The organism is Burkholderia sp. Ac-20349 (genome assembly GCF_017104865.1).
In the GTDB taxonomy this organism is placed as follows: Bacteria; Pseudomonadota; Gammaproteobacteria; order Burkholderiales; family Burkholderiaceae; genus Burkholderia; species Burkholderia aenigmatica.
This window is the reverse complement of sequence record NZ_JAAGPM010000009.1, coordinates 60986-80234: the sequence shown is the minus strand read 5'-3', so window position 1 is coordinate 80234 and position 19249 is coordinate 60986. Positions and strand designations below refer to the sequence as shown.

Here is a 19249-nt window from a genome sequence, read left to right as displayed (position 1 = left end):
CGGCGTGGCGGGTGTTACGGACCATTCGGGCCGCATGCGAAAGGTCCGTAGCTTTTGTCACAGTCGGCCAGTCACGCGGTTGCGCGGTGCGTGCGGATGCGGGCCGCGAGGGCCTCCGTCACACGCCCAACCAGCGCCGGCCAGTCGCCGGGCAGCCCCTGCCGGAACAGTGTCGCGCTCGGGTACCACGGGCTGTCGTCGCGTTCGAGCAGCCAGCGCCAATCCGGTACGCGCGGCAGCATCACCCATACGGGGCGCCCGAGCGCGCCGGCCAGGTGCACGACCGACGTATCGACTGCGATCACCAGATCCAGCGTGTCGACGAGCGCGGCCGTTTCCGCGAAATCCTTCAGCTCGGCCTCGAACGACAGCACGCCGCTTGTCGCAAATGCGTCGGCGTCGCGCGGGCGTACGCCTACCTGCAGACTGACGAACGTCGCATCGAGCGCGACGAGCGGCGCGAGCGCGGCGAACGTCATCGACCGGTTTTCGTCGTTCGCATGCTCCGGATTGCCCGACCACGTGAGCCCTACGCGCAATCGTTGCGGCCAGGCGACCGTGTCGAGTCGTTCGATCCATGCGGCGCGCCGTTGCGGGTCGGCATGCAGGTACGGCACGTCGGACGGCACCGTATCGAGCGTCGTCCGGAACGCGAACGGCAGGCTCATCATCGGGCAATGGAAATCGAACGTCGGTGCCGGCTGCCCGTCGGCGACGACGCGGCTCACGCCGCGCAGCGTGCCCAGCAGTTCGGCCAGTGGCGCCGGCGCGTCGATCAGCACGGTCGCGCCGCGCGCGTGCGCGAGACTCGCGTAGCGGCAGAACTGCAGCGTGTCGCCGAAGCCTTGCTCCGCATGCAGCAGCAGCGTGCGGCCCGCGAGCGGGTCGTCGCCCGTCCATTGCGGACGGTCCGCATGACGCCGATGCAGCGTCACGTCGGCAGCATCCCAGCGCGCTTCGTGCTGCCGCCAGCCGGCGTCGAAGTCGCCCAGCACCAGGCGGCAGAACGCCTCGGACCGGCGCGCGACGCCGTGATTCGGGTCGCGCCCGCACGCCAGCGCGAAATCGACCAGCGCGGCTTCATGGTCGCCGAGTTGCTGCCGTGCCACCGCGCGCGTATAGATCTCCTGCGCCGTGCGGCCCGGCGCGCCGGCGGCGGCCGCATAACTCGCGAGCGCGTCGTCATAGCGGCCGAGCAGTTGCAGCGCGATCGCGCGATTGCACAGCACTTCCGCGTGCGGACCGCGTGCTTCGAGCGCACGATCGTAATGCGCGAGCGCTTCGTCGAACGCACCGTACGCCCGCAGCGCGCCGGCCCGGTTGCGCAGCGCATCGAAATCCGCCGGCGCTCGCGCGAGGGCTTCGCCGTATGCGTGCGCGGCTTCCTCGTGTCGCCTCAGCCCGAGCAGCGCGTTGCCGCGGCCGACCCACGCGCCGACGTTGTCGCGGTCGCGCGCCAGCAGCCGGTCGCTGCGCTTGAGCAACTCGTCGCGCAAATGCAGCAGGTCGAGCGCGACACAACTCACGAACAGCAGTTGCATGTCGTCCGGCATCCGCGCGAGCGCTTCGTCCAGACACGCCAGCGCTTCGGCCGGACGCCCCAGCTCGATCAGCACATAGCCGCACGCGTAGACGAGATCAGGTATCTTGCCGCGCACCACCATCGCGAGCTGAAAGCAATGCAGCGCCTCTTCGCCGCGACCGAGCGCACGCAAGGCATGGCCGCGTTCAGCGAGCGCGGCCGGGTCGTCCGGATCGATGCGCAGCGCGCGCTCGATGCTGATCAATGCATCGGCGGGCCGGCCGATCGCGCGCAATGCCTCGCCGCGCCGGACCCACGACACCGCGCGTCCCGGCTCGCGCGTCAGCGCAAGATCGTAGGCGCCAACTGCTTCACCATGCCGGCCGAGCGCATGCAGCGCGTCGCCGCGCGCCGCGTACGCCGGCGCATGGCCGGGATCGCGCGCGAGCGCCTGCGCGGCGGCGTCGAGCGCTTCACGATGACGGCCCGCGCCGGTCAACGCTGCGGCATGATTCGCGAAGTTCCACGGCTGGTTCAGTCCAAGCTGCATCGAACGCGCAATCAGCGGCTCCGCACGCGCGGGCTCACCGCGCAGAAGATGCGCGCACCCGAGCAGATGCAACGCCTCGACGTGGTCGGGCATCATCGCCAGCACGCCCTCGTAGAGCCGCCCCGCCCCGGCGAAGTCGTGTTGCTCGAGTTTCAGGCGCGCGTTGCGCAGCGCGTCGTCGACCGCGGCCCGCAGCGGCACGGCACCCGCGCCGAACGCCGGTGCCTGCGCCATGCTCATCGCGACGCTCCCGTCACCAGCGCCGGCAACGCCTCGCGGATTCGCTCGACGACCGGCGCCCACTGCCCGCCTTCCGGCTGCCGGAACAGTCGCGCGCCGGGATACCACGGGCTGTCGTCGCGATCGAGCAGCCAGCGGAAATCGGGCGTATGCGGCAACATCACCGCGAGCGGCCGGCCGAGCGCGCCGGCCAGGTGCGCGACCGACGTATCGACGCTGATCACCGCATCCATTGCCTCGGTCAACGCGGCCGTTTCCGCGAAATCCGTCAGCGCGTCGCCGACGAAGCGGATCGGGCTCGCATCGAGCGTCGGACGGTCTTCGTCGCGGACCACCTTCTGCAGGCTGATCCATTCGTAGCGGTCGTCGAGCAGCGGCAACAGGTCGGCGAGCGTGATCGAGCGATTGCGGTCGTTCAGGTGCAGCGGATTGCCTGACCAGACGAGACCGATGCGCGGCCGGTCACTCGCGCCCAGACGCGCGCGCCAGTGCTCGACCCGCACCGGATCGGCGCGCAGATACGGCACATGCGCGGGGATCGACGACAGGTCGGTGCGGAATTCGAGTGGCAGACTCAGCAAAGGGCAATGCAGGTCGAACGGCGGCAGCGGGTCGCCGCGCGCGACGAGCACGTCGACACCGTCAAGCGTGGCGAACAGCGCCTTCAGCTCGACGGGCGCCTCGACCACGACGCGCGCGCCGAGCGCCTTCACAAGCGGCACGTAGCGGCAGAACTGCAGCGTGTCGCCGAGCCCCTGCTCCGGATACAGCAGGATCGTCTGCCCGTCGAGCGGCATCCCGTGCGTCCAGCGCGGCTGCGCGAAGTCGCGCCGGCTGCCGTCGAGCTGGCTGTCGCGCCAGCGCCATTCGTATTCGGCCCAGCCGGCCTCGAAATCGCCGATCGACAGGCACAGGAACGCGCGCATGCAGTGCGCGTGCGCATAGTCCGGATCGATGTCGATCGCTTCCGCATACGCGCGCAGCGCATCCTCGTGCCGCCGCAGCGCGCGCAACGCGCTACCGCGATGGAAGTGCGCGAGCTTGTCGCGCGGCGTCGCGGCGATCACGCGGGCGAGATCGTCGAGCGCGTCGTCGTAGCGATGCGTTTCGAGCCGGACGCGTGCACGCGTGAACGACGCGGGCGCATAGTGCGGATCGATCGCCAGCGCGCGGTCGCACATGGTGTGCGCATCGTCGTGACGAGCCACCTGCATCAGCGCGCTCGCGTAGTTGCACAGCACGCCCGTGCTGCCCGGCTCGACCTCGAGTGCTCGCGCATAGCTGTCGACCGCCTCCGCGACGCGGCCCAGGTGGCTCGCCGCATTGCCGCGATTGGCGAGCGAGCGCGCATGGCGCGGGTCGATCGCGAGCGCGCGGTCGCAACGCATCAGCGCCTCGTCGTGCCGGCCGAGCTGTTCGAGCGCGATCGAGCTGTTGAAGATCGCATCGACGAACGTCGGGCTCGCCGCAATCGCCGCATTGAAATCCGCCAGCGCGTGCTCGGGGTCATGCAGGTCGAGATACGCGACGCCACGCAGAAATAGCGCGTCGGCGCTGCCTGGCCGCAGTGCCAGCGCGTGACCATAGCTGTCCGCAGCGTCGCGGAAGCGGCCAAGTTCACGCAATGCGAGCCCGCGTGCGCGCATCGCATCGAACGTCCGCCCCGCAAGCGCGATCGCGCGATCGCAATCGGCGAGCGCGCCGTCGAAGCGGCCGAGCGCGCGCAGCATGTCGCTGCGTTTCACGTAGCCGTCGGCGAAACCGGGCGTCAGTTCGAGCAGGCGATCGTAGACCGCGCACGCTTCGTCGTACCGCGCGAGTTGCGCGAGCAGCCCGGCTCGCTGAAACAGCACGCGCTGATGCACGGGATTGATCGCGAGCGCCTCGTCGAGCCGCGCCAGCGCATCGTGCTCGCGTCCGAGACCGGCCAGCACGGCCGAGTAGTTCGCGAGCGCAAGCGGCACCGGCTGGCGCTCGACCGAGCGCCGCATCAGCGGCTCGGCATCGTCGAGCCGCCCCTGCTGGAAACGCACCGCGCCGAGCAGGTGCAGTGCCTCCGGATGCTCGGGATCGAGCGCCAGCAGTTCAGCGTAGGCGTTCTCCGCATGCTGCAGCGCGCCCTCGTGATGCGCCTTGCGCGCGCGCACGAGCAGCCGCTCGAGCTGCATGGTGTCGGGTGGGCGGCGATCCGGCGCGACCTGCGCGCTCGCCAATGTCATCCCTTCCCCGTTCGGTGTCATCGTGTGGCCCCCACTGTCACTGTTCGTATCGCGTATCGTGTCTAACGTGTCATCGGCTCGAGCGCGGCACGCACCGCGTCGATCGCATCGGCCCAGTTGCCGGGTGCCGGCTGGCGAAACAGCCGCGCGGACGGATACCACGGGCTGTCGTCACGCGTGCGCATCCAGCGCCACGCCGGCGGGTCGGGCAGCAGCACCCAGACGCGCGCGCCCAGCGCGCCCGCCAGATGCGCGACCGCGGAATCGGTCGCGATCACGAGATCCAGCGTGCCGATCAACGCAGCCCTGTCTGCGAAATCGCCGAGTTCGTCGTCGACGCGGCAGACCGGCACATCCGCCAGCCGCGCGGCGTCGCGCTCATGCACCGGTTTCTGCAGGCTGATCCAGTCGACGTCGAGATCGAACAGCGGCGCGAGGCTCGCGAAATCGATCGACCGGCCGGCGTCGTGTCGTCGTGCCGATTCGCTCGCCCACGCGAGCCCGATACGCGGCCTGCGCCGTACACCGAGCAGCGTGTCCCACTGGCGCGTGCGCTGCGGATCCGCATGCAGGTACGCGGCGGTGCGCGGAATGGTGTCCATGTCGGTGCGAAACGCATGCGGCAGGCTCGGCAGCGGCACATGGCAGTCGAAGGCCGGCAGCGGCTCGCCACGCGCGATCACGTGGGCCACGCCGGTGAGCGACGCCATCAGCGCGCGCAACGACGGCTGCACCTCGAGCACCACGCGTGCGCCCCGCGCGGCGACGAGCGGGATATAGCGGCAGAACTGCAGCGTGTCGTCGATGCCCGGTTCCGCGTGGATCAGGATCGTCTTGCCGTCGAGCGGTTCGTCGCCGCGCCACACCGGCTGCACGAACGGCCGCGCATGCTGCGCGAGCGACGTATCGCGCAGCCGCCATTCGTACCCGCGCCAGCCGCGTGCGAAATCGCCTTCCGTCAGATGCAGCACTGCACGTGCGCAATGCGCGGCGGTGAAGTCGGGTTGCAACGCGAGCGCGCGATCGTAGGCGCTGAATGCGTCGCCCACCCTCCCCATCCCGGCAAACAGGTTGCCGCGGGCCAGCCAGCTCGTCGCGAGATCGGGACGCAGCGCGAGCGCGCGATCGAGAGACGCAATCGCTTCGTCGTATCGGTGCAGGTCCTGCAACACGTTGCCGCGGTTCGTCCACGCTTCGGCGAAACGCGCGTCGAGCGCCAGCGCCGCGTCGTAGCTGGCAAGCGCTGCGTCGAAGCGCTGCTGGTCGCGCAGCACGGTACCGCGATTGCACAGCGTGTCGGGCGAGCGCGGATCGATGGCGAGCGCCCGTTCGTAGCTATCGAGCGCGTCGTCGTGACGTTCGAGCGCCAGCAGCGCATTACCGCGGCTCGCGAGCGTGCGGACATGATCCGGATCGAGCGCCAGCGCCCGTTCGCAACGCTCGAGCGCTTCGTCTGCGCGGCCGAGCCGCTCGAGCACGGCCGCGCTGTCGCAGAGTACGTCGAGCCGCGCGGGATCGGCCGCAATCGCCTCGTTGAACGCGGCCAGCGCTTCGTTGGGACGGTCGAGTTCGGCGAGCGTGCGGCCACGCTCGGCCATGATCGCGGCGACACCCGGCCGGATCGCGTTCGCACGATCGAAGCAATGCAGTGCATCGGCCGCACGCCGCAACGCGCGCAGCACCAGTCCGCGGTTGAACCACGACTCGAACGAATGCGGATCGACCATCAGTGCGCGGTCGTATGTGTCGAGCGCATCGTCGAAGCGGCCGAGCGCGCGCAGCGCGCCACCACGATTGCAGAGCGCGTCGAGCACGAGCGGCGACACCGCGAGCGCACGGTCGAACGACGCAAGCGCGTCGTCGTAGCGGTGCAGGCCGATCAACGTGTTGCCACGACGCACGAGCGTCTGCACATCGTCGGGTGCCGCTTGCAGCGCGGTCGCGAAATGGCCGAGCGCCTCGTCGATGCGGCCGCGTTCGCCGACGATCGCACCGAGGTCCGACAGCGCGCGCACGTCCGGTTCGATCGCGATCGACTGGCGCAGCAGCGCTTCGGCCTGATCGGCCGCGCCGCACTGGAATTGCAGCACGCCGTACAGATGCAGCGCCTGCGGATGATCGGGTTCCTTCGCGAGCACCGCGAGATATTCCCGTGCCGCGTCGACGAAGCGACCGGCGCCGTGCCACTGTTGTGCGCGGCCCAGAATCGCCGCCGATTGCCGTTGCCCGCGCGCGTCGTGTCCCGACGCGCCCGCGTGTGCATCATGCCGGTGCTCGACCGTCACGTTCACCCCCTTCCCGTTTGCCGATGCCGCCGCTGAACCGGTCGATGGAACCGGTCGCGGCGGTCATGCTCGTGACGAGACTAACGGACGGCCAATAACAGACGTATGACGAAAGTTACGGACCATTTTGCCCGGGGGACGGAACGGCTTTCGGGGCCTGGCCGCGCGCGCTGGACGGCATCGCGCGTTCACTGGCCGATCGGGATCGTCCGCACGTATTCGACGGCCGGCGCGCCCATCGTCACCGAGAAGCGGACCCCGCGCGGCACCGGCGCGCCGATCGACGTCGAGTTGCTGATCCCGTGCTGCGCGAGAAACTGCGCATAGGACTGTTCGATGGCGGCCTGGCTCGTCGTCCATCCGCCGGGCGGAATCCACACGGAAAGCTGCATTGAGCGCGCATCATTGCTGACCACCACGCGCGCGAATGCATCCATGTGATGCAGCGCGTCGTCGACTTCGGCGAGCGACGCAAGCGGCTGCGACGCGCTGCGCACGAGTGCGCGCCCGTCGAGCTGGTAGCGCACGACCTGCATCTGCGTCGGCCCGCCGCCGACGCCGAGATGGCGCACCATCACGAGTTCCCCCGGGTGGATGCGCAGCGGCGGGCCGAACACTTCGTCGGCCGTCACGAGGTTCACGAGGTCGAACTGCAGTTGCGAGAAGTAACGGCCGAGCAGACGCGTTTGCGCCAGATTCGACGCGATATCGTCGCGGCCGCGGATCGTCGCATCGAGGCCGCGCCACGACAGCAGCGCGATCACGGCGAGCAGCGCGATCGCGACCAGCATTTCAATCAGCGTGAAGCCGCGGGCACGCGCCGCCGCGCGCGGTTCAGCGGCGCGCTTCATTCTGGATCACCGTGACGACTTCGGCGAGCACGTTGCGGCTCGACGCAGACGGATACACGCTCACCGTCACGCGCCGCACCAGCGGGCTCGGCAACGCGGCCACCGACTGGCGACACACGAACCGGTAGCGGCCTTGCGGACACGCAAACGTGTTCGTGCCGACGGACGGCCAGGTGGACGCGATGCGGATCTCGCCCAGCGCATTGTCGGCGCTCCACAACGCGAGCAGGCGCATGCGCGCCATGTCGGTATCCGACGCGAGCGCGCCGATCGCACGCATCACCGCGCCCAGCGCGACCGCGACGATCGCCAGCGCGATCAGCACCTCGATCAGCGTGAATCCCCGTTCCGGCGCCCGCGCCGTGCGCGATCCGCCGCGCGCATGGCGGTTGTAGTCGGTTCTGTCGTCGCACATGACCTGCATTCTTGTCGAGAGGTCGTCGTCCGGCGTCCGGCGTTCGAACCGCGGCGCAAGACCGCATCGCCGGCGCGACGGACGCCGTGCGAGGACGTTAAGCGCGACGTATGGCACACACGTGTCGAATGGTACGGACCATTTGGGCGCGACCGGCCCGGGCGGACAGACGCGCAGGCGCAGGTGCACGCGGCACGCGCTGCCGCGCGACGGGCGGCCTGAAAACTGAAAACGATCGGGAAAAAACCACCCGGCGGCGGGCGGTGAACGATGAGGGCGATCCTCGGGCGGGATCGACGCGACGGCGTCAGGCCGTCACGGCGTCGTCATACTCGGCGCGGGCAAGCTGGCCGGCGGCATAGGCCTCGGCTTCGCCGCGAAAGCCTTCCCGGCTGAACGCAACGACTTTCACGCCGACGCCGGTCGCCCGCCTCACCGTCAGCGCCCATTGCCATCCGCCGTCTTGTTCAAAGACGTGCAGCGAGGGTTCGAAGGAAGGGTCGAATACGGTCACGCGTTTTGCTCCTGCCCCCTTGCGCACCGCATCGGCGACGCGTGGGGCATGTCGAAAGGATCGCGTCGGGATGCGACGCGCTTTTGCCATTCGACAGTCTAGTCAATGATTGTTGCGACGCACCATCAGAGGTTTCACTCATCTATCGGTACCGGTCGGTCGATGAAATTTTCATGAAACCCTTATGGGACGGGGCTCAGCGCCGGTTCAGAGCGCACGGATCAGCGTTCGTGCGGCAACGTGCCGCACATTCGACCGCTTGCCTGCATCGATCGCCCATGAGTCGCAAAAACGGGGCGCGAATCGCCCGTCGCTCCGGGGCATCTCGGCGACGACGGTTGCTATCGGCCCGTATCGACCGGCATCACGCGCCGGAACGTCAGGTTCACGCGTTCGCCCTGCACGCCCGGCGCCTTCGGCACGCGATGCTGCCATTCGGCCTGCGTGCGCCCGCGCATCACGAGCAGGCTGCCATGCGCGAGGCGATACGCATGCGTGACGCCGGTCTTGCGATGGCGCAGGTCGAACACGCGCATCGCGCCGAGGCTCACCGACGCGATCACCGGCGCGTCGCCCAGCTCGGGCTCGTTGTCCGCATGCCAGCCGAGGCTGTCCTGCCCGTTGCGGTAGCGATTGAGCAGCACGCTGTTGAAACGCGCGCCGCACGTCGCCTCGACCGCGCGCTTCAGGTCGAGCACGGCCGGCGTCCACGGCGCCGGCACGTTGCGGATCCCCGAATACACGTAGACGGCATCCGGCTCGCCCTGCCAGGCGGTGAGCCGCGGCAACGGAATGCGTCCGCGCGGCGTGCGGATCGTGTCCTGCTGCCACGCGACCTCGCCGATCAGCGCGGCCAGCGCGCGGTCGGCGTCGGGCGGCGCCAGCCAGTCCGGATACCAGTCCACGTCGGGGGCGGGCGTGTCAGCGAAGAAATCGGGCGTCGACATGTCGAAAGGAACGGAGCGAACAGTGCATGCCTGCATACTAGCCAACGGCGTCGCACACTGCCATGCGCTGTCATTCGCGGATGGAAGGAAACCGCCGCGCCCCGCGCCCGGCGATGTGCGTTCGCGCATCACGCTATCATCGCGGCGTGTCGCGGCCCGCCTTGCCGAGGGGTGCCGCTTTCTCTCCTCCGCCCTGCCGGCCGGCGCGATCCGGCCGCTTGCCTTCCGGATCCCATCATGACGACGCTGTCCGACGCCGCCCTCGATCAACTGTTTCTCACCGCGCGCACGCACAACGCGTGGCAGGACAAACCCGTCGACGACGCGCTGCTGCACCGGCTGATCGACCTGGCGAAATTCGGCCCGACGTCGGCGAACGCGAGCCCCGCGCGCTTCGTGTTCGTCAAGTCGCCCGAAGCGAAGGCACGCCTGAAGCCCGCGCTGTCCGCAGGCAATCTCGCGAAGACGATGGCCGCGCCCGTCACCGTGATCGTCGGCATGGACATGGCATTCCACGAGCACCTGCCACGCCTGTTCCCGCACGCCGACGCACGCAGCTGGTTCGCCGGCAACGATGCGCTGATCGAGGCCACCGCGTTCCGCAATTCGTCGCTGCAAGGCGCCTACCTGATCCTGGCCGCGCGCGCCCTCGGCCTCGACGCGGGCCCGATGTCCGGCTTCGACGGCGCGAAGGTCGATGCCGCGTTCTTCGCGGGCACCGCGATCAGGAGCAACTTCCTCGTGAATCTCGGCTACGGCGATCCGGCCCGCCTGTTCCCGCGCAGCCCGCGCTTCAACTTCGACGACATCGCCCGCATCGAGTGACGGCCGCTGGCCAGGGCCGGTGCCCGTTGATGAATGGCTCGCACCGGCCCCACGAATGAGCTTATCCCGACGTGGAAACGTGCCCTACCCGCCCCGCGTCAGCCGGATCAGCGTGATCTCCGACGGCACGCCGAAGCGGTTCGGCGGCCCCCAGTATCCGGTGCCGCGGCTCGTATAGAGCCACAGATCGCCGAAGCGGCTCAGCCCGCCGATCACCGGCTGCTGCAACCGCACGAACGGCGGCCACGGCAGGAACTGGCCGCCGTGCGTGTGCCCCGACAACTGCACGGTAAAGCCGGCGCGGTTCGCCGCATCCGCGCTACGCGGCTGGTGCGCAAGCAGGATCTTCGTGCCGACATCGTGCGGCGCGCCCGCCAGCGCCTGCGCGGGGTCGCTGCGATGGGCGGGATCGAACCCGCCCGCCGTGAAATCGGTTACACCCGCGAGCACCGCGCGCGCGCCGTCACGCTCGATCAGCACGTGCTCGTTGAGCAGCACGGTCAGCCCGATGCGCCGGAACTCGTCGATCCACGCATGCGCGCCCGCGTAATACTCGTGGTTGCCCGTCACCAGGAAGCTGCCGTGCCGCGACTGCATGCGGCCGAGCGGCGCCGTGTGCTCGCGCAGGCGCTTGACCGAGCCGTCGACCACGTCGCCCGTCACGACGACGAGGTCGGCATCGAGCGCATTGACCGCGCGCACGATCCGTTCGACATAGGGCCGCTTGATCGTCGGCCCGACGTGGATGTCGGACAGCTGCACGATCGTCAGCCCGTCGAGCCCGGCCGGCAGCCCCGCGACCGGGATCGACACGCGCTTGACCGCCGCGGTGCGGCGCGCGCCGACGAACCCGATCACCGTGACGAACACCGCACCGGCCAGCACGCCGAGCGCCGTGTCAGTCGCCACGCCGGGCCACGCGCCGTCGTGCCCGAGATGCCGCCAGCCGAACACGGCGAGCAGCACGAATTCGCGGAGGAACGTCAGCAGGAGCAGCGACGAGAAGAAGCCCATCACGAGCGAGCCGGCCCAGCCGGCCAGCGTCGCGGCCCAGCCTTCGTCGAAGCGGCGCGAGAACATGCCGACCGGGATCAGCACGACGAAGCTCGCCAGCACGAGCGCCGCGATCGTGCGCGCGACCGGCGACGCGAACGCATCGGGAATGATCCGCATCCCGACGTACAGATGGAACAGCACGCCGATTGCAATGAACCGGACAAAGAAACTTCGCATGGAACGTTCACCTTCGTTGCGATACCGCTTTACCGCTTCCGCGCCGCGTGTCGCACGAGACCGTCACGGTTCGTGCCGCGCGTCGCGCCATCCGTACGATGGTACACAGATCGCGGCTGCGGCGACCGGTCGCCGGCCTGGCTTCGGTCCCGTTCGCCGTAGCACTCGACCGCGGCTGCATCAGGCGGCCCGAAGCGAGCGCGATCGACGATTGCCTGAAGCGCCCCGTTCGCGACATGCAGCATATGTTGCGCTTGCACATCCAGGCCGGCCACGTCGGCACGGCCGGCAAGACGATCGACGCGAACGACCGCGTCTTGCCCGCAGGCGCTGCGCGTCGTCGCCTTCGCCAACGACTCGGGCCGCACGCCCGCTGCAGGTCTGCATCGGCGAAACGCGCCGCCGCGCTGCCGCGCTTCGCACGCAATCCCGTCGACCTGCTCGTCAACATCGCCCCCCGGCCTCCCCAAACCGGAACCGACGGAATTCCCGTGCGCTCGAGCGGCAATCGCCTGTTTCCGCACCGATTCCGCGCTGCCGACACAGCAAATTCAGCGACCCTTCGTTCGTCTGACGATCCTTTACAGTCCGTTAGCAACCCTACGCGAGCCGGCACTGGCAGAATCGCGGCGATCCGGTCCCGGTTGCCGAAACGCGACACCGGACATGTGGACTCGCCCCCCGACCGGCAACGCCCCCCCACGGTGTACCGGGAGGATGGCTGGCGATCCGCATCGCACTGATTTATTATCGGCTCCGTATCCCGGAATCGTCGTCGCGGCGACGATCCGCATTGCGCCGCGCCCGGCATCCCCCCCCAACGTCGAGCTCGTCACACCATGAGAAAAACAACGCCGCGCGCGCCCTTGCGCGTCGCCGCCGTCCTCGCGCCTGCCCTGCCGCTCGCGGGCTGCGCATCGCGCGGCGCACCGTCGTACGTCCTGTTCGGCGCGTATTTCCCGCTTTGGCTCGTCAGTGCGATCGTCGGCGTCGTCGGCGCGATCGTCGCGCACCGCGTGTTCGTCGCGACCGGCTGGGCCACCACGGTGCCCTACCAGCTTGCCGTCTGCACCGCGATCGGGCTCGTGGTCGCCGTGATCGTCTGGCTCACCGGTACGGGACCGTTCGCATGAAAGCCGCCGGCACCGCCCGCCCCTCCATCAAAGGCCGCGTGATCGCATTCGCGATCATCGCGCTCGGCATCGCGGCGCTCGCGTATGCGTATCACCGCACGACGGCCTACCCGTCCACCGACGACGCGTCGATCGACGCGGACGTCGTGCATGTCGCGTCGCCGGTCGGCGGCCGCATCGTGCAGCTCGCGGTGCATGAAAACCAGCGCGTCGCGAAGGGCGACCTGCTGTATGTCATCGATCCCGTCCCGTACCGGCTGACGGTTGCGCAGGCGCAGGCCGACCTCGAGCTCGCGCGCGCATCGCTCGACACGCGCCGCCGCTCGCTGATCGGCGAGCGCTCGAACGCGGCCGTGGCCGCCGAGCAGGTCAAGCGCGCGACGCAGAACCACGACCTTGCGATGCGCGACGTGAACCGGCTCGCCCCGCTCGCCGCGCAGGGCTACGTCAGCGCGCAGCAGTTCGACCAGGCGAAGGTCCGCCAGCGCGACGCGGCCGTGTCGCTCGCGCAGGCGCAGGAACAACAGCGCGCGTCCGCGCAGACGATCGGCGACGAGGCCGACGCGATCGCGACGCTGCATGCGCGCGAGGCCGCGCTGGCTCGCGCGCAGCACGCGCTCGACGACACCGTCGTGCGCGCGCCGCACGACGGCCTGGTCACTGGCCTGACGGTACTCGCCGGCGAAACCCTGGCGCCGAACCAGTCGATCTTCACGCTGATCGACGCGAGCGAATGGTTCGCCGTCGGCAACTTCCGCGAGACGTCGCTGAGTCGCATCGAGGTCGGCGACTGCGCGACCGTCTATTCGATGATCGACCGCAGCCGCCCGCTGACGGGCAAGGTCGTCGGCATCGGTGCGGGCATTGCGGACAGCGACCGTATCAACCTGCCGCGCACACTGCCGATCGTGCAGCGTTCGGTGAACTGGGTGCACGTCTCGCAGCGCTTCCCCGTGCGCGTGAAGCTCGACGAACCCGACGGCAAGCTCGTGCGCGTCGGCGCCAGCGCGATCGTCGAGGTCCGGCATGGCACTGCCTGCCGCTGAAGTTCGCTCGCCGGGCCCGCGCGAAGTCCTGCGACTGCTCGCGCCGTTTCCGGGACGCGCATCGATTGCCGTGCGGGTCGCGCTGATCTGCGCGCTGACCGCGCTCGTGACGGCCGCCTACGGCACGCCCGAAGCCGCGCTGTCCGCGTACGTCGTGTTCTTCATGATCCGCGCCGATCGCGTGACGAGCATCGTGCTCGCGGCCGCGCTGCTGCTGATCGTCACGATCGTGATCGGGCTCGTGCTCGGCGTCGCGATCTTCAGCATCGACTATTCGATCCTGCGGGTCGCGTGCATGGCCGTGCTGTCGGTCGGCCTCCTGTACCTGACGTCGGCCAGCAAGCTGCGCCCGGTCGGCGCGATCCTCGCGATGATCGTCGGCTTCGGGCTCGACCAGCTCGGCCTCGCACCGTTCGGCGAAGCCGCGACACGCGCGCTGCTGTACATCTGGCTGACGATCGCGATCCCGGTCGGTGTCGCGATCGTCGTCAACCTGCTGATCGCGCCGTCGCCGCGCAAGCTCGCGCACGCGCAGCTCACGAAGCGCCTGCGGCTCGCCGCGCAGCGGCTGCGCGGCGACGATACCGCGCGCGATGGATTCGATGCCTGCCTGCACGAAGGCGACAAGCAGTTGCTCACGTGGCTCAAGCTGTCGAAACTCGAAGGCTCGTCGTCCGCCGCCGATTTCGCGGCATTGCGGCAGGCCGTGGCATCGAGCACCGCGCTGCTGGTCGGCGTCGCGCTGGCCGATCGCGAACCGGACGCGCGGCTGCCCGATGCGGTCGCCGCACCGATCGCCGCGACGCTCGACGAGATGGCCGACATCCTCGAACAAGGCGGCTACCCGGTCGACGTGACGCTCGCGCTGCCGCCGATCGACGCGCTGCCGCCGCTCGCGCGCGTCGCCGCGACGGATCTCCGTGCGGCGATCACGCACTTCGCGGAACCGGCCGCAACGGCCAATGTCGCTTCGGCAGCTTCGGCAGCTTCGGCAGCTTCGGCAGCTTCGGCAGCTTCGGCAGCTTCGGCAGCTTCGGCAGCTTCGGCAGCTTCGGCAGCTTCGGCAGCTTCGGCAGCTTCGGCAAGGGCACACGATGCGCCCACAGCCGCCCCCAAAGCCGCCCCGCCCCCCGCGCCGCGCGGCGGCTTCTTCCTGCCCGACGCCCGCACCAATCCCGACCACATCCGCTACGCGCTGAAGACGACCGCCGCGGCGATCTTCTGCTACCTGCTGTATTCGCAGCTCGACTGGTCGGGCATCCATACGTGCGTGGTCACCTGCTACATCGTGTCGCTCGGCTCGACGGCCGAGACGGTCGAGAAGCTCACGCTGCGGATTCTCGGCTGCATGGTCGGCGCGCTGCTCGGCACCGCGGCACTCGTCTTCGTCGTGCCGTCGCTAACGTCGGTCGGCCACCTGATGGCACTGGTGTTCGCCGGCGGGTGGCTCGCCGCGTGGGTCGCGTTCGGCTCGCCGCGCATCGCGTATGCCGGCTTCCAGATCGCGTTCGCGTTTTTCCTGTGCGTGATCCAGGGCGCCGGCCCCGGCTTCGACCTGACGATCGCGCGCGATCGCACGATCGGCATCCTGCTCGGCAACGTGGTCGTGTATCTCGTGTTCACGCGCATCTGGCCCGTCAGCATCGGCAAGCAGATCGACGCCGGGCTCGCGGCGCTGATCGACCAGTGGCGGCGCCTCGTGCAGATCACGCAGCCGGCCGAGCGGCGCGCGCTCGCGGCCGAGGCGTTCGCCCGCCACGGCGCGATCGCGCAGGAACTCGGGCTGATCCACTACGAACCGTCATGGGTACGACCGGCCGCCACATGGCTCGCCACGCGACGGCGCGCGCTTGCGGAACTCGGCGCACTCGAAGGCCCGCTGTTCCTGCTGGCCGAACGCAAGCCCGGCGATGCGGCGATCGGCGAGCAGCTCGCCCGCGTGACCGAACCGCGCGACAACGAAACCGTGCGCCCGGCAGATTCGCCCGCGCCGCCGGCCAACCCGCCAGGCACCGCCCCCATCGACCCCGCACGCGACGCGTTGCTGAACCTGATCGACACGCGGCTCGCGCACATCGCCGATGCCGCTCGTCAAGCCACACCGAAGGAGCCTGCCCCCCATGCGCCTACCTGAACCGCCGGCCGCCTCGATCGCCGCCGCCGCCCTCGCGACCGCCGTCGCGCTGGCCGGCTGCGCGACGTCGTCGATCGATCTGGCGCCGGAGGCGTCCGACCGCCCGTGGCAGCCGCAAACGTCGGCCGCAGGCGACATCGTGCCGGGCCCGCCGCGCGCGTCCGCGCAAGGTGCGCACGACTACACGCTGCCCGCGTCGCCGGCGCTCGCGTCGGTCCCGCCGCCGGCCGCGCTCGATGCCGCGCACGCGTACACGCTGCCCGAGCTGATCGATCTCGCCGAGTCGGCGAACCCGCTGACCCGCATCGCGTGGAACGACGCGCGCAACGCCGCGCTCGCGGTCGGCCTGGCCAAGACCGCCTACCTGCCGAAGCTGTCCGCGACGGCCATGGGCGGGTACCAGGCCAACCACGGCTCGACGTCGTCGTTCCTCGGCGACTCGTCGAGCAACTCCACCGTGCACGGCACCATCTCGGCGCTGTCGCTGCAATGGCTGCTGTTCGATTTCGGCGGCCGCGCGGCGCGCGTCGAAGCGGCCGAGCAGGCGTCGATCGCGTCGAACGTCGCGTTCACGGCCGTGCACCAGCAGGTGATCCACGACGTGACCGTCGCGTACTACCGCTACGAAGCCGCGCGCTCGCGCGCCCTCAGCGCCCAGCAGGGCCTCGCGAACGCGGACGCGATCCTCGCAGCCTCCCGCGCGCGGCTCAAGCATGGCGTCGGCACGGTCGTCGAGCTTGCGCAGGCGACGCAGAACCGCGCGCAGGCGAACCTCGCGCTCGTGCAGGCGAACGGCGCGGAGAGCGACAGCTACCTCGCCCTCGTTTCCGCGCTCGGCATCTCGCCGCTGTCGAAGCCGACCATCGCCGGGCTGCCGAAGCGGCCGCTGCCGCCCGCGCTCGGCTCGTCGGTCGATGCGATCGTGTCGGATGCGATCGCGCGCCGCCCCGACCTGCAGGGCGCGTTCGCGCTTGAAAAGGCCAATCGCGCGAAGATCAAGGCCGCGGAAGCCGCGTTCATGCCGAAGATCTTCCTGTCCGCATCGACGTCGTACGCGAGCGGCGGCACGTCCATCTCCGCGCTGCCCGCGATCGGCGACCAGGCACCGACCGTCAACCTGAACGGCAGCCGCTACGGCGGCGGCGTGTTCCTCGGCGTGACGATCCCGCTGTACGACGGCGGCCTGCGCTCGGCCGTGCTGATGCAGGCGCGCAACGATGCGGAAAGTGCCTCCGCGCGACTCACGCGAACCAAGGAGGAAGCCGTCCGCCAGGTCGTGGCCGCGCAGAACGCGGTGCAGACGAGCCTGGCGTCGCACGACGCCGCGACGGCGCTCGTCGATGCCGCGCAGACGAGCTACGACGCGGCGCTCACCGCGTACCGGAACGGTGTCGGTTCGGTCACCGACGCGACGATCGCGCAAAGCCAGTTGCTCGCGGCCCGCAACGCGGAGGTCGACAGCTACGCCGGTGCGCTCTCCGCCGCTGCCGCACTCGCGCTCGCGACGGGGACGATCGGCTCGGCGCAGTAGCGCAACCGCCGCGAGGCGGTTGACGCATGCGCTCGCCGCCCACTAGAATGCCGGCCAATCTTCCTTCAGGAACCATCGTGGACAGTTGCAGCACTCCGTTGCGTGCGCCGCTTGCCGCCTGAACGCCTGTCCGACGCAGTTCTCCTGCCCGGCTCGCGTTCCGCGAGCCGCACGCCTACCGTTTCACACTGAATGACGCATTCGCGCGGTACAGTACCGCGCGATGACGGCTATCTTCGCGTCGCCTTCGGCATTGCGCCGCAGCGACGCGAAACGGCACGCGCTCCTTGCACGGCAGGACAACCATGACTTTCGATTTCGCACTCCGTCTTTTCACCGCGTTCGCCTGCGGCGTCGCCATCGGCATCGAACGCCAGATGCGCCAGCGCACGGCCGGCCTACGCACGATCACGCTCGTCGCGAGCGGCGCGTGCCTGTTCGTCACGCTCGGCGTGCTGACCGGCAACGGCGTCGCGGGCGTCACGCAGATCGCCGCGTACGTCGTGTCGGGCGTCGGCTTCCTCGGCGGCGGCGTGATCATGCGCGACAAGGGCTCGATCCAGGGCATCAACACCGCCGCGACGCTGTGGTGCTCGGCCGCCGTCGGCGTGCTGTCCGGTTCCGGCCATTACGTGCCGGCGCTCGCCGGCACCGGCGTCGTGCTGCTGACCAATACGCTGCTGCGCAGCGTCAGCCAGGCGATCAACGCGACGCCGGTATCAAACGCCGATCTCGTGCGCGAATACCAGATCACCGTGATCTGCCTGGCCTCCGACGAAGTGCACATCCGCACGCTGCTGTCGAACTCGATGTACGCGAAGCCGCTGTCGTTCCAGAGCCTCACGAGCGAGGACGTGCCCGACCAGCCGGACCGGCTGAAGGTGACCGCGACCCTGAAGCTGCATCCGAAGGATCAGCAGAAGCTCGAGCAGATCGCGAGCCGGATGAGCATGGAGAAGAGCATTTCCAGCGTGAGCTGGACCGCGAAGGAAGCGGAGCCGATGATGGAGTGAGCGGCCTGGCGGCAGCCGCGTTTCGCGCCGCCGCCCGCCCTCGTGCCCTGTCAGGGGGTCTCGATCAGCCCGGCCGAGATTGCCTTGACGACCGCCTGGACCTTGTTCGTCGCACCCAGCTTCTCGAGGATGTTGTTGACGTGGAAGTTGACCGTCCGTTCCGAGATGCTGAGGATCTGGCCGATTTCGCACGCGGTCTTGCCCTCGGCGGTCCAGCACAGCACCTCGCGCTCGCGCGCGGTCAGCGTGACGCCCGCCGCCGGCGCCAGTTTCGGCACCATGAAGCGGCTCATCAGCGAGTGCGACAGGTTCGCGAGCCAGTTCGTCTGCAGCGTCAGCATGTTGATTTCCGCCGGTGTCAGCCGGTCGGCATGGCGGGCGATGCTCAGCAGGCCGAACGCGCCGCGGGCCGCCCAGCTCGACTGCGCGACCCCCACCGACAGCCCGAAATCGCGCGCGTCCTGCCACAGCGGGCACGGCTCGATCCGGTCGACGTCCGGCCAGACGATCATGTTGGTACTGAGCGCGCCGTCGCGCACCGTCGAATCGATCTCGATGTAGTTCTGCGCCTGGTAGTGCGCCATCCAGCCGTCAGGATAGGTATCGAAGATCGCGACCGACGGCTTCGATACGGGCAACGGCACGCGAATGCCGTAGCAGCAGTATTCGAATCCCAGCCGTTTGGAATAGGCGGCGATCCGCTGGAAGAGTTGCTGCTCGTCTTCCGCGGCGCTGAATTGTTGGTAGGCATCCTGCCAGCGCAGTTCCATTCATTCTCCGACAACGACACG

The 19249-nt window shown here is 69.4% G+C and carries 15 protein-coding genes; 6 read left to right on the top strand and 9 right to left on the bottom strand.

All coding sequences use genetic code 11. The annotated features are described in order from the left end of the window. Window positions 1-71: 71 nt before the first annotated feature. The 7 genes from G3N61_RS05190 to G3N61_RS05160 all read right to left on the bottom strand — a co-directional run bounded on the left by G3N61_RS05190 (window position 72) and on the right by G3N61_RS05160 (window position 9543). Window positions 72-2312, bottom strand: coding sequence for a tetratricopeptide repeat protein (locus G3N61_RS05190; RefSeq protein WP_241017587.1), 2241 nt, complete (start codon window positions 2310-2312; stop codon window positions 72-74). After that, window positions 2309-4552: a tetratricopeptide repeat protein gene (locus G3N61_RS05185; RefSeq protein ID WP_205821772.1), complete on the bottom strand. Its 2244-nt coding sequence runs from the start codon at window positions 4550-4552 to the stop codon at window positions 2309-2311. The genes G3N61_RS05190 and G3N61_RS05185 overlap by 4 nt, the downstream gene beginning before the upstream one ends. 41 nt (window positions 4553-4593) lie before the next feature. Next, the gene (locus G3N61_RS05180; RefSeq protein ID WP_346778550.1) at window positions 4594-6822 is read right to left on the bottom strand and encodes a tetratricopeptide repeat protein; all 2229 of its coding nucleotides are present in this window, start codon (window positions 6820-6822) and stop codon (window positions 4594-4596) included. 182 nt (window positions 6823-7004) lie between these two features. Further along, a complete protein-coding gene (locus tag G3N61_RS05175) occupies window positions 7005-7667 on the bottom strand; it encodes a prepilin-type N-terminal cleavage/methylation domain-containing protein (protein WP_089452494.1) in 663 nt (220 codons plus the stop codon). Next, window positions 7651-8082: a type II secretion system minor pseudopilin GspI gene (gene gspI, locus G3N61_RS05170; RefSeq protein ID WP_043179123.1), complete on the bottom strand. Its 432-nt coding sequence runs from the start codon at window positions 8080-8082 to the stop codon at window positions 7651-7653. Before gspI ends, G3N61_RS05175 begins: the two co-directional genes overlap by 17 nt. A 307-nt stretch (window positions 8083-8389) precedes the next feature. Then, window positions 8390-8596 (bottom strand): hypothetical protein, encoded by a 207-nt coding sequence (locus G3N61_RS05165; RefSeq protein ID WP_043177420.1) that lies wholly within the window; start codon window positions 8594-8596, stop codon window positions 8390-8392. 341 nt (window positions 8597-8937) lie between these two features. Continuing rightward, entirely contained in the window at window positions 8938-9543 is a 606-nt protein-coding gene (locus G3N61_RS05160; RefSeq protein WP_205821771.1) for an alpha-ketoglutarate-dependent dioxygenase AlkB, read from the bottom strand. Window positions 9544-9780: 237 nt separating this feature from the next. Between G3N61_RS05160 and G3N61_RS05155 the strand changes: the two genes are divergently transcribed. Beyond that, window positions 9781-10368, top strand: coding sequence for a malonic semialdehyde reductase (locus G3N61_RS05155; RefSeq protein WP_205821770.1), 588 nt, complete (start codon window positions 9781-9783; stop codon window positions 10366-10368). An 84-nt stretch (window positions 10369-10452) separates the two neighbouring features. Here G3N61_RS05155 and G3N61_RS05150 read toward each other — a convergent pair whose 3' ends face one another. Next, a complete protein-coding gene (locus G3N61_RS05150; protein WP_043177426.1) occupies window positions 10453-11601 on the bottom strand; it encodes a metallophosphoesterase in 1149 nt (382 codons plus the stop codon). An 839-nt stretch (window positions 11602-12440) separates the two neighbouring features. On the opposite strand from G3N61_RS05150, the gene G3N61_RS05145 reads away from it, so the two are divergent. The 5 genes from G3N61_RS05145 to G3N61_RS05125 all read left to right on the top strand — a co-directional run bounded on the left by G3N61_RS05145 (window position 12441) and on the right by G3N61_RS05125 (window position 18458). Then, window positions 12441-12734, top strand: a complete 294-nt coding sequence (locus tag G3N61_RS05145; RefSeq protein WP_205821769.1) for a hypothetical protein — start codon at window positions 12441-12443, stop codon at window positions 12732-12734. Then, window positions 12731-13780 carry a multidrug transporter subunit MdtN gene (gene mdtN / locus G3N61_RS05140; protein WP_043177437.1) on the top strand — a complete coding sequence of 350 codons (1050 nt, stop codon included), beginning with the start codon at window positions 12731-12733 and terminating at the stop codon, window positions 13778-13780. The genes G3N61_RS05145 and mdtN overlap by 4 nt, the downstream gene beginning before the upstream one ends. Continuing rightward, on the top strand, window positions 13761-15914 hold the full coding sequence (locus G3N61_RS05135) for an FUSC family protein (protein ID WP_205821768.1): 2154 nt from the start codon (window positions 13761-13763) through the stop codon (window positions 15912-15914). Before mdtN ends, G3N61_RS05135 begins: the two co-directional genes overlap by 20 nt. Next, complete coding sequence (locus G3N61_RS05130; protein WP_205821767.1) at window positions 15901-17445, top strand: TolC family protein; 1545 nt, start codon at window positions 15901-15903, stop codon at window positions 17443-17445. Before G3N61_RS05135 ends, G3N61_RS05130 begins: the two co-directional genes overlap by 14 nt. A 305-nt stretch (window positions 17446-17750) precedes the next feature. After that, complete coding sequence (locus tag G3N61_RS05125; protein ID WP_011354660.1) at window positions 17751-18458, top strand: MgtC/SapB family protein; 708 nt, start codon at window positions 17751-17753, stop codon at window positions 18456-18458. Between the two features lie 50 nt (window positions 18459-18508). On the opposite strand, the gene G3N61_RS05120 is transcribed toward G3N61_RS05125, so the two are convergent. Continuing rightward, on the bottom strand, window positions 18509-19228 hold the full coding sequence (locus tag G3N61_RS05120; protein WP_089452485.1) for an autoinducer binding domain-containing protein: 720 nt from the start codon (window positions 19226-19228) through the stop codon (window positions 18509-18511). Between the last annotated feature and the right edge of the window lie 21 nt (window positions 19229-19249).

What these genes read in the sequence shown, in the direction of transcription:
- G3N61_RS05190 (WP_241017587.1), bottom strand. Translation starts at nt 2,312, where the DNA reads ATGAGCATGGCGCAGGCACCGGCGTTCGGCGCGGGTGCCGTGCCGCTG.
- G3N61_RS05185 (WP_205821772.1), bottom strand. Translation starts at nt 4,552, where the DNA reads ATGACACCGAACGGGGAAGGGATGACATTGGCGAGCGCGCAGGTCGCG.
- G3N61_RS05175 (WP_089452494.1), bottom strand. Translation starts at nt 7,667, where the DNA reads ATGAAGCGCGCCGCTGAACCGCGCGCGGCGGCGCGTGCCCGCGGCTTC.
- gspI (WP_043179123.1), bottom strand. Translation starts at nt 8,082, where the DNA reads ATGTGCGACGACAGAACCGACTACAACCGCCATGCGCGCGGCGGATCG.
- G3N61_RS05160 (WP_205821771.1), bottom strand. Translation starts at nt 9,543, where the DNA reads ATGTCGACGCCCGATTTCTTCGCTGACACGCCCGCCCCCGACGTGGAC.
- G3N61_RS05155 (WP_205821770.1), top strand. Translation starts at nt 9,781, where the DNA reads ATGACGACGCTGTCCGACGCCGCCCTCGATCAACTGTTTCTCACCGCG.
- G3N61_RS05150 (WP_043177426.1), bottom strand. Translation starts at nt 11,601, where the DNA reads ATGCGAAGTTTCTTTGTCCGGTTCATTGCAATCGGCGTGCTGTTCCAT.
- G3N61_RS05145 (WP_205821769.1), top strand. Translation starts at nt 12,441, where the DNA reads ATGAGAAAAACAACGCCGCGCGCGCCCTTGCGCGTCGCCGCCGTCCTC.
- mdtN (WP_043177437.1), top strand. Translation starts at nt 12,731, where the DNA reads ATGAAAGCCGCCGGCACCGCCCGCCCCTCCATCAAAGGCCGCGTGATC.
- G3N61_RS05135 (WP_205821768.1), top strand. Translation starts at nt 13,761, where the DNA reads ATGGCACTGCCTGCCGCTGAAGTTCGCTCGCCGGGCCCGCGCGAAGTC.
- G3N61_RS05130 (WP_205821767.1), top strand. Translation starts at nt 15,901, where the DNA reads ATGCGCCTACCTGAACCGCCGGCCGCCTCGATCGCCGCCGCCGCCCTC.
- G3N61_RS05125 (WP_011354660.1), top strand. Translation starts at nt 17,751, where the DNA reads ATGACTTTCGATTTCGCACTCCGTCTTTTCACCGCGTTCGCCTGCGGC.
- G3N61_RS05120 (WP_089452485.1), bottom strand. Translation starts at nt 19,228, where the DNA reads ATGGAACTGCGCTGGCAGGATGCCTACCAACAATTCAGCGCCGCGGAA.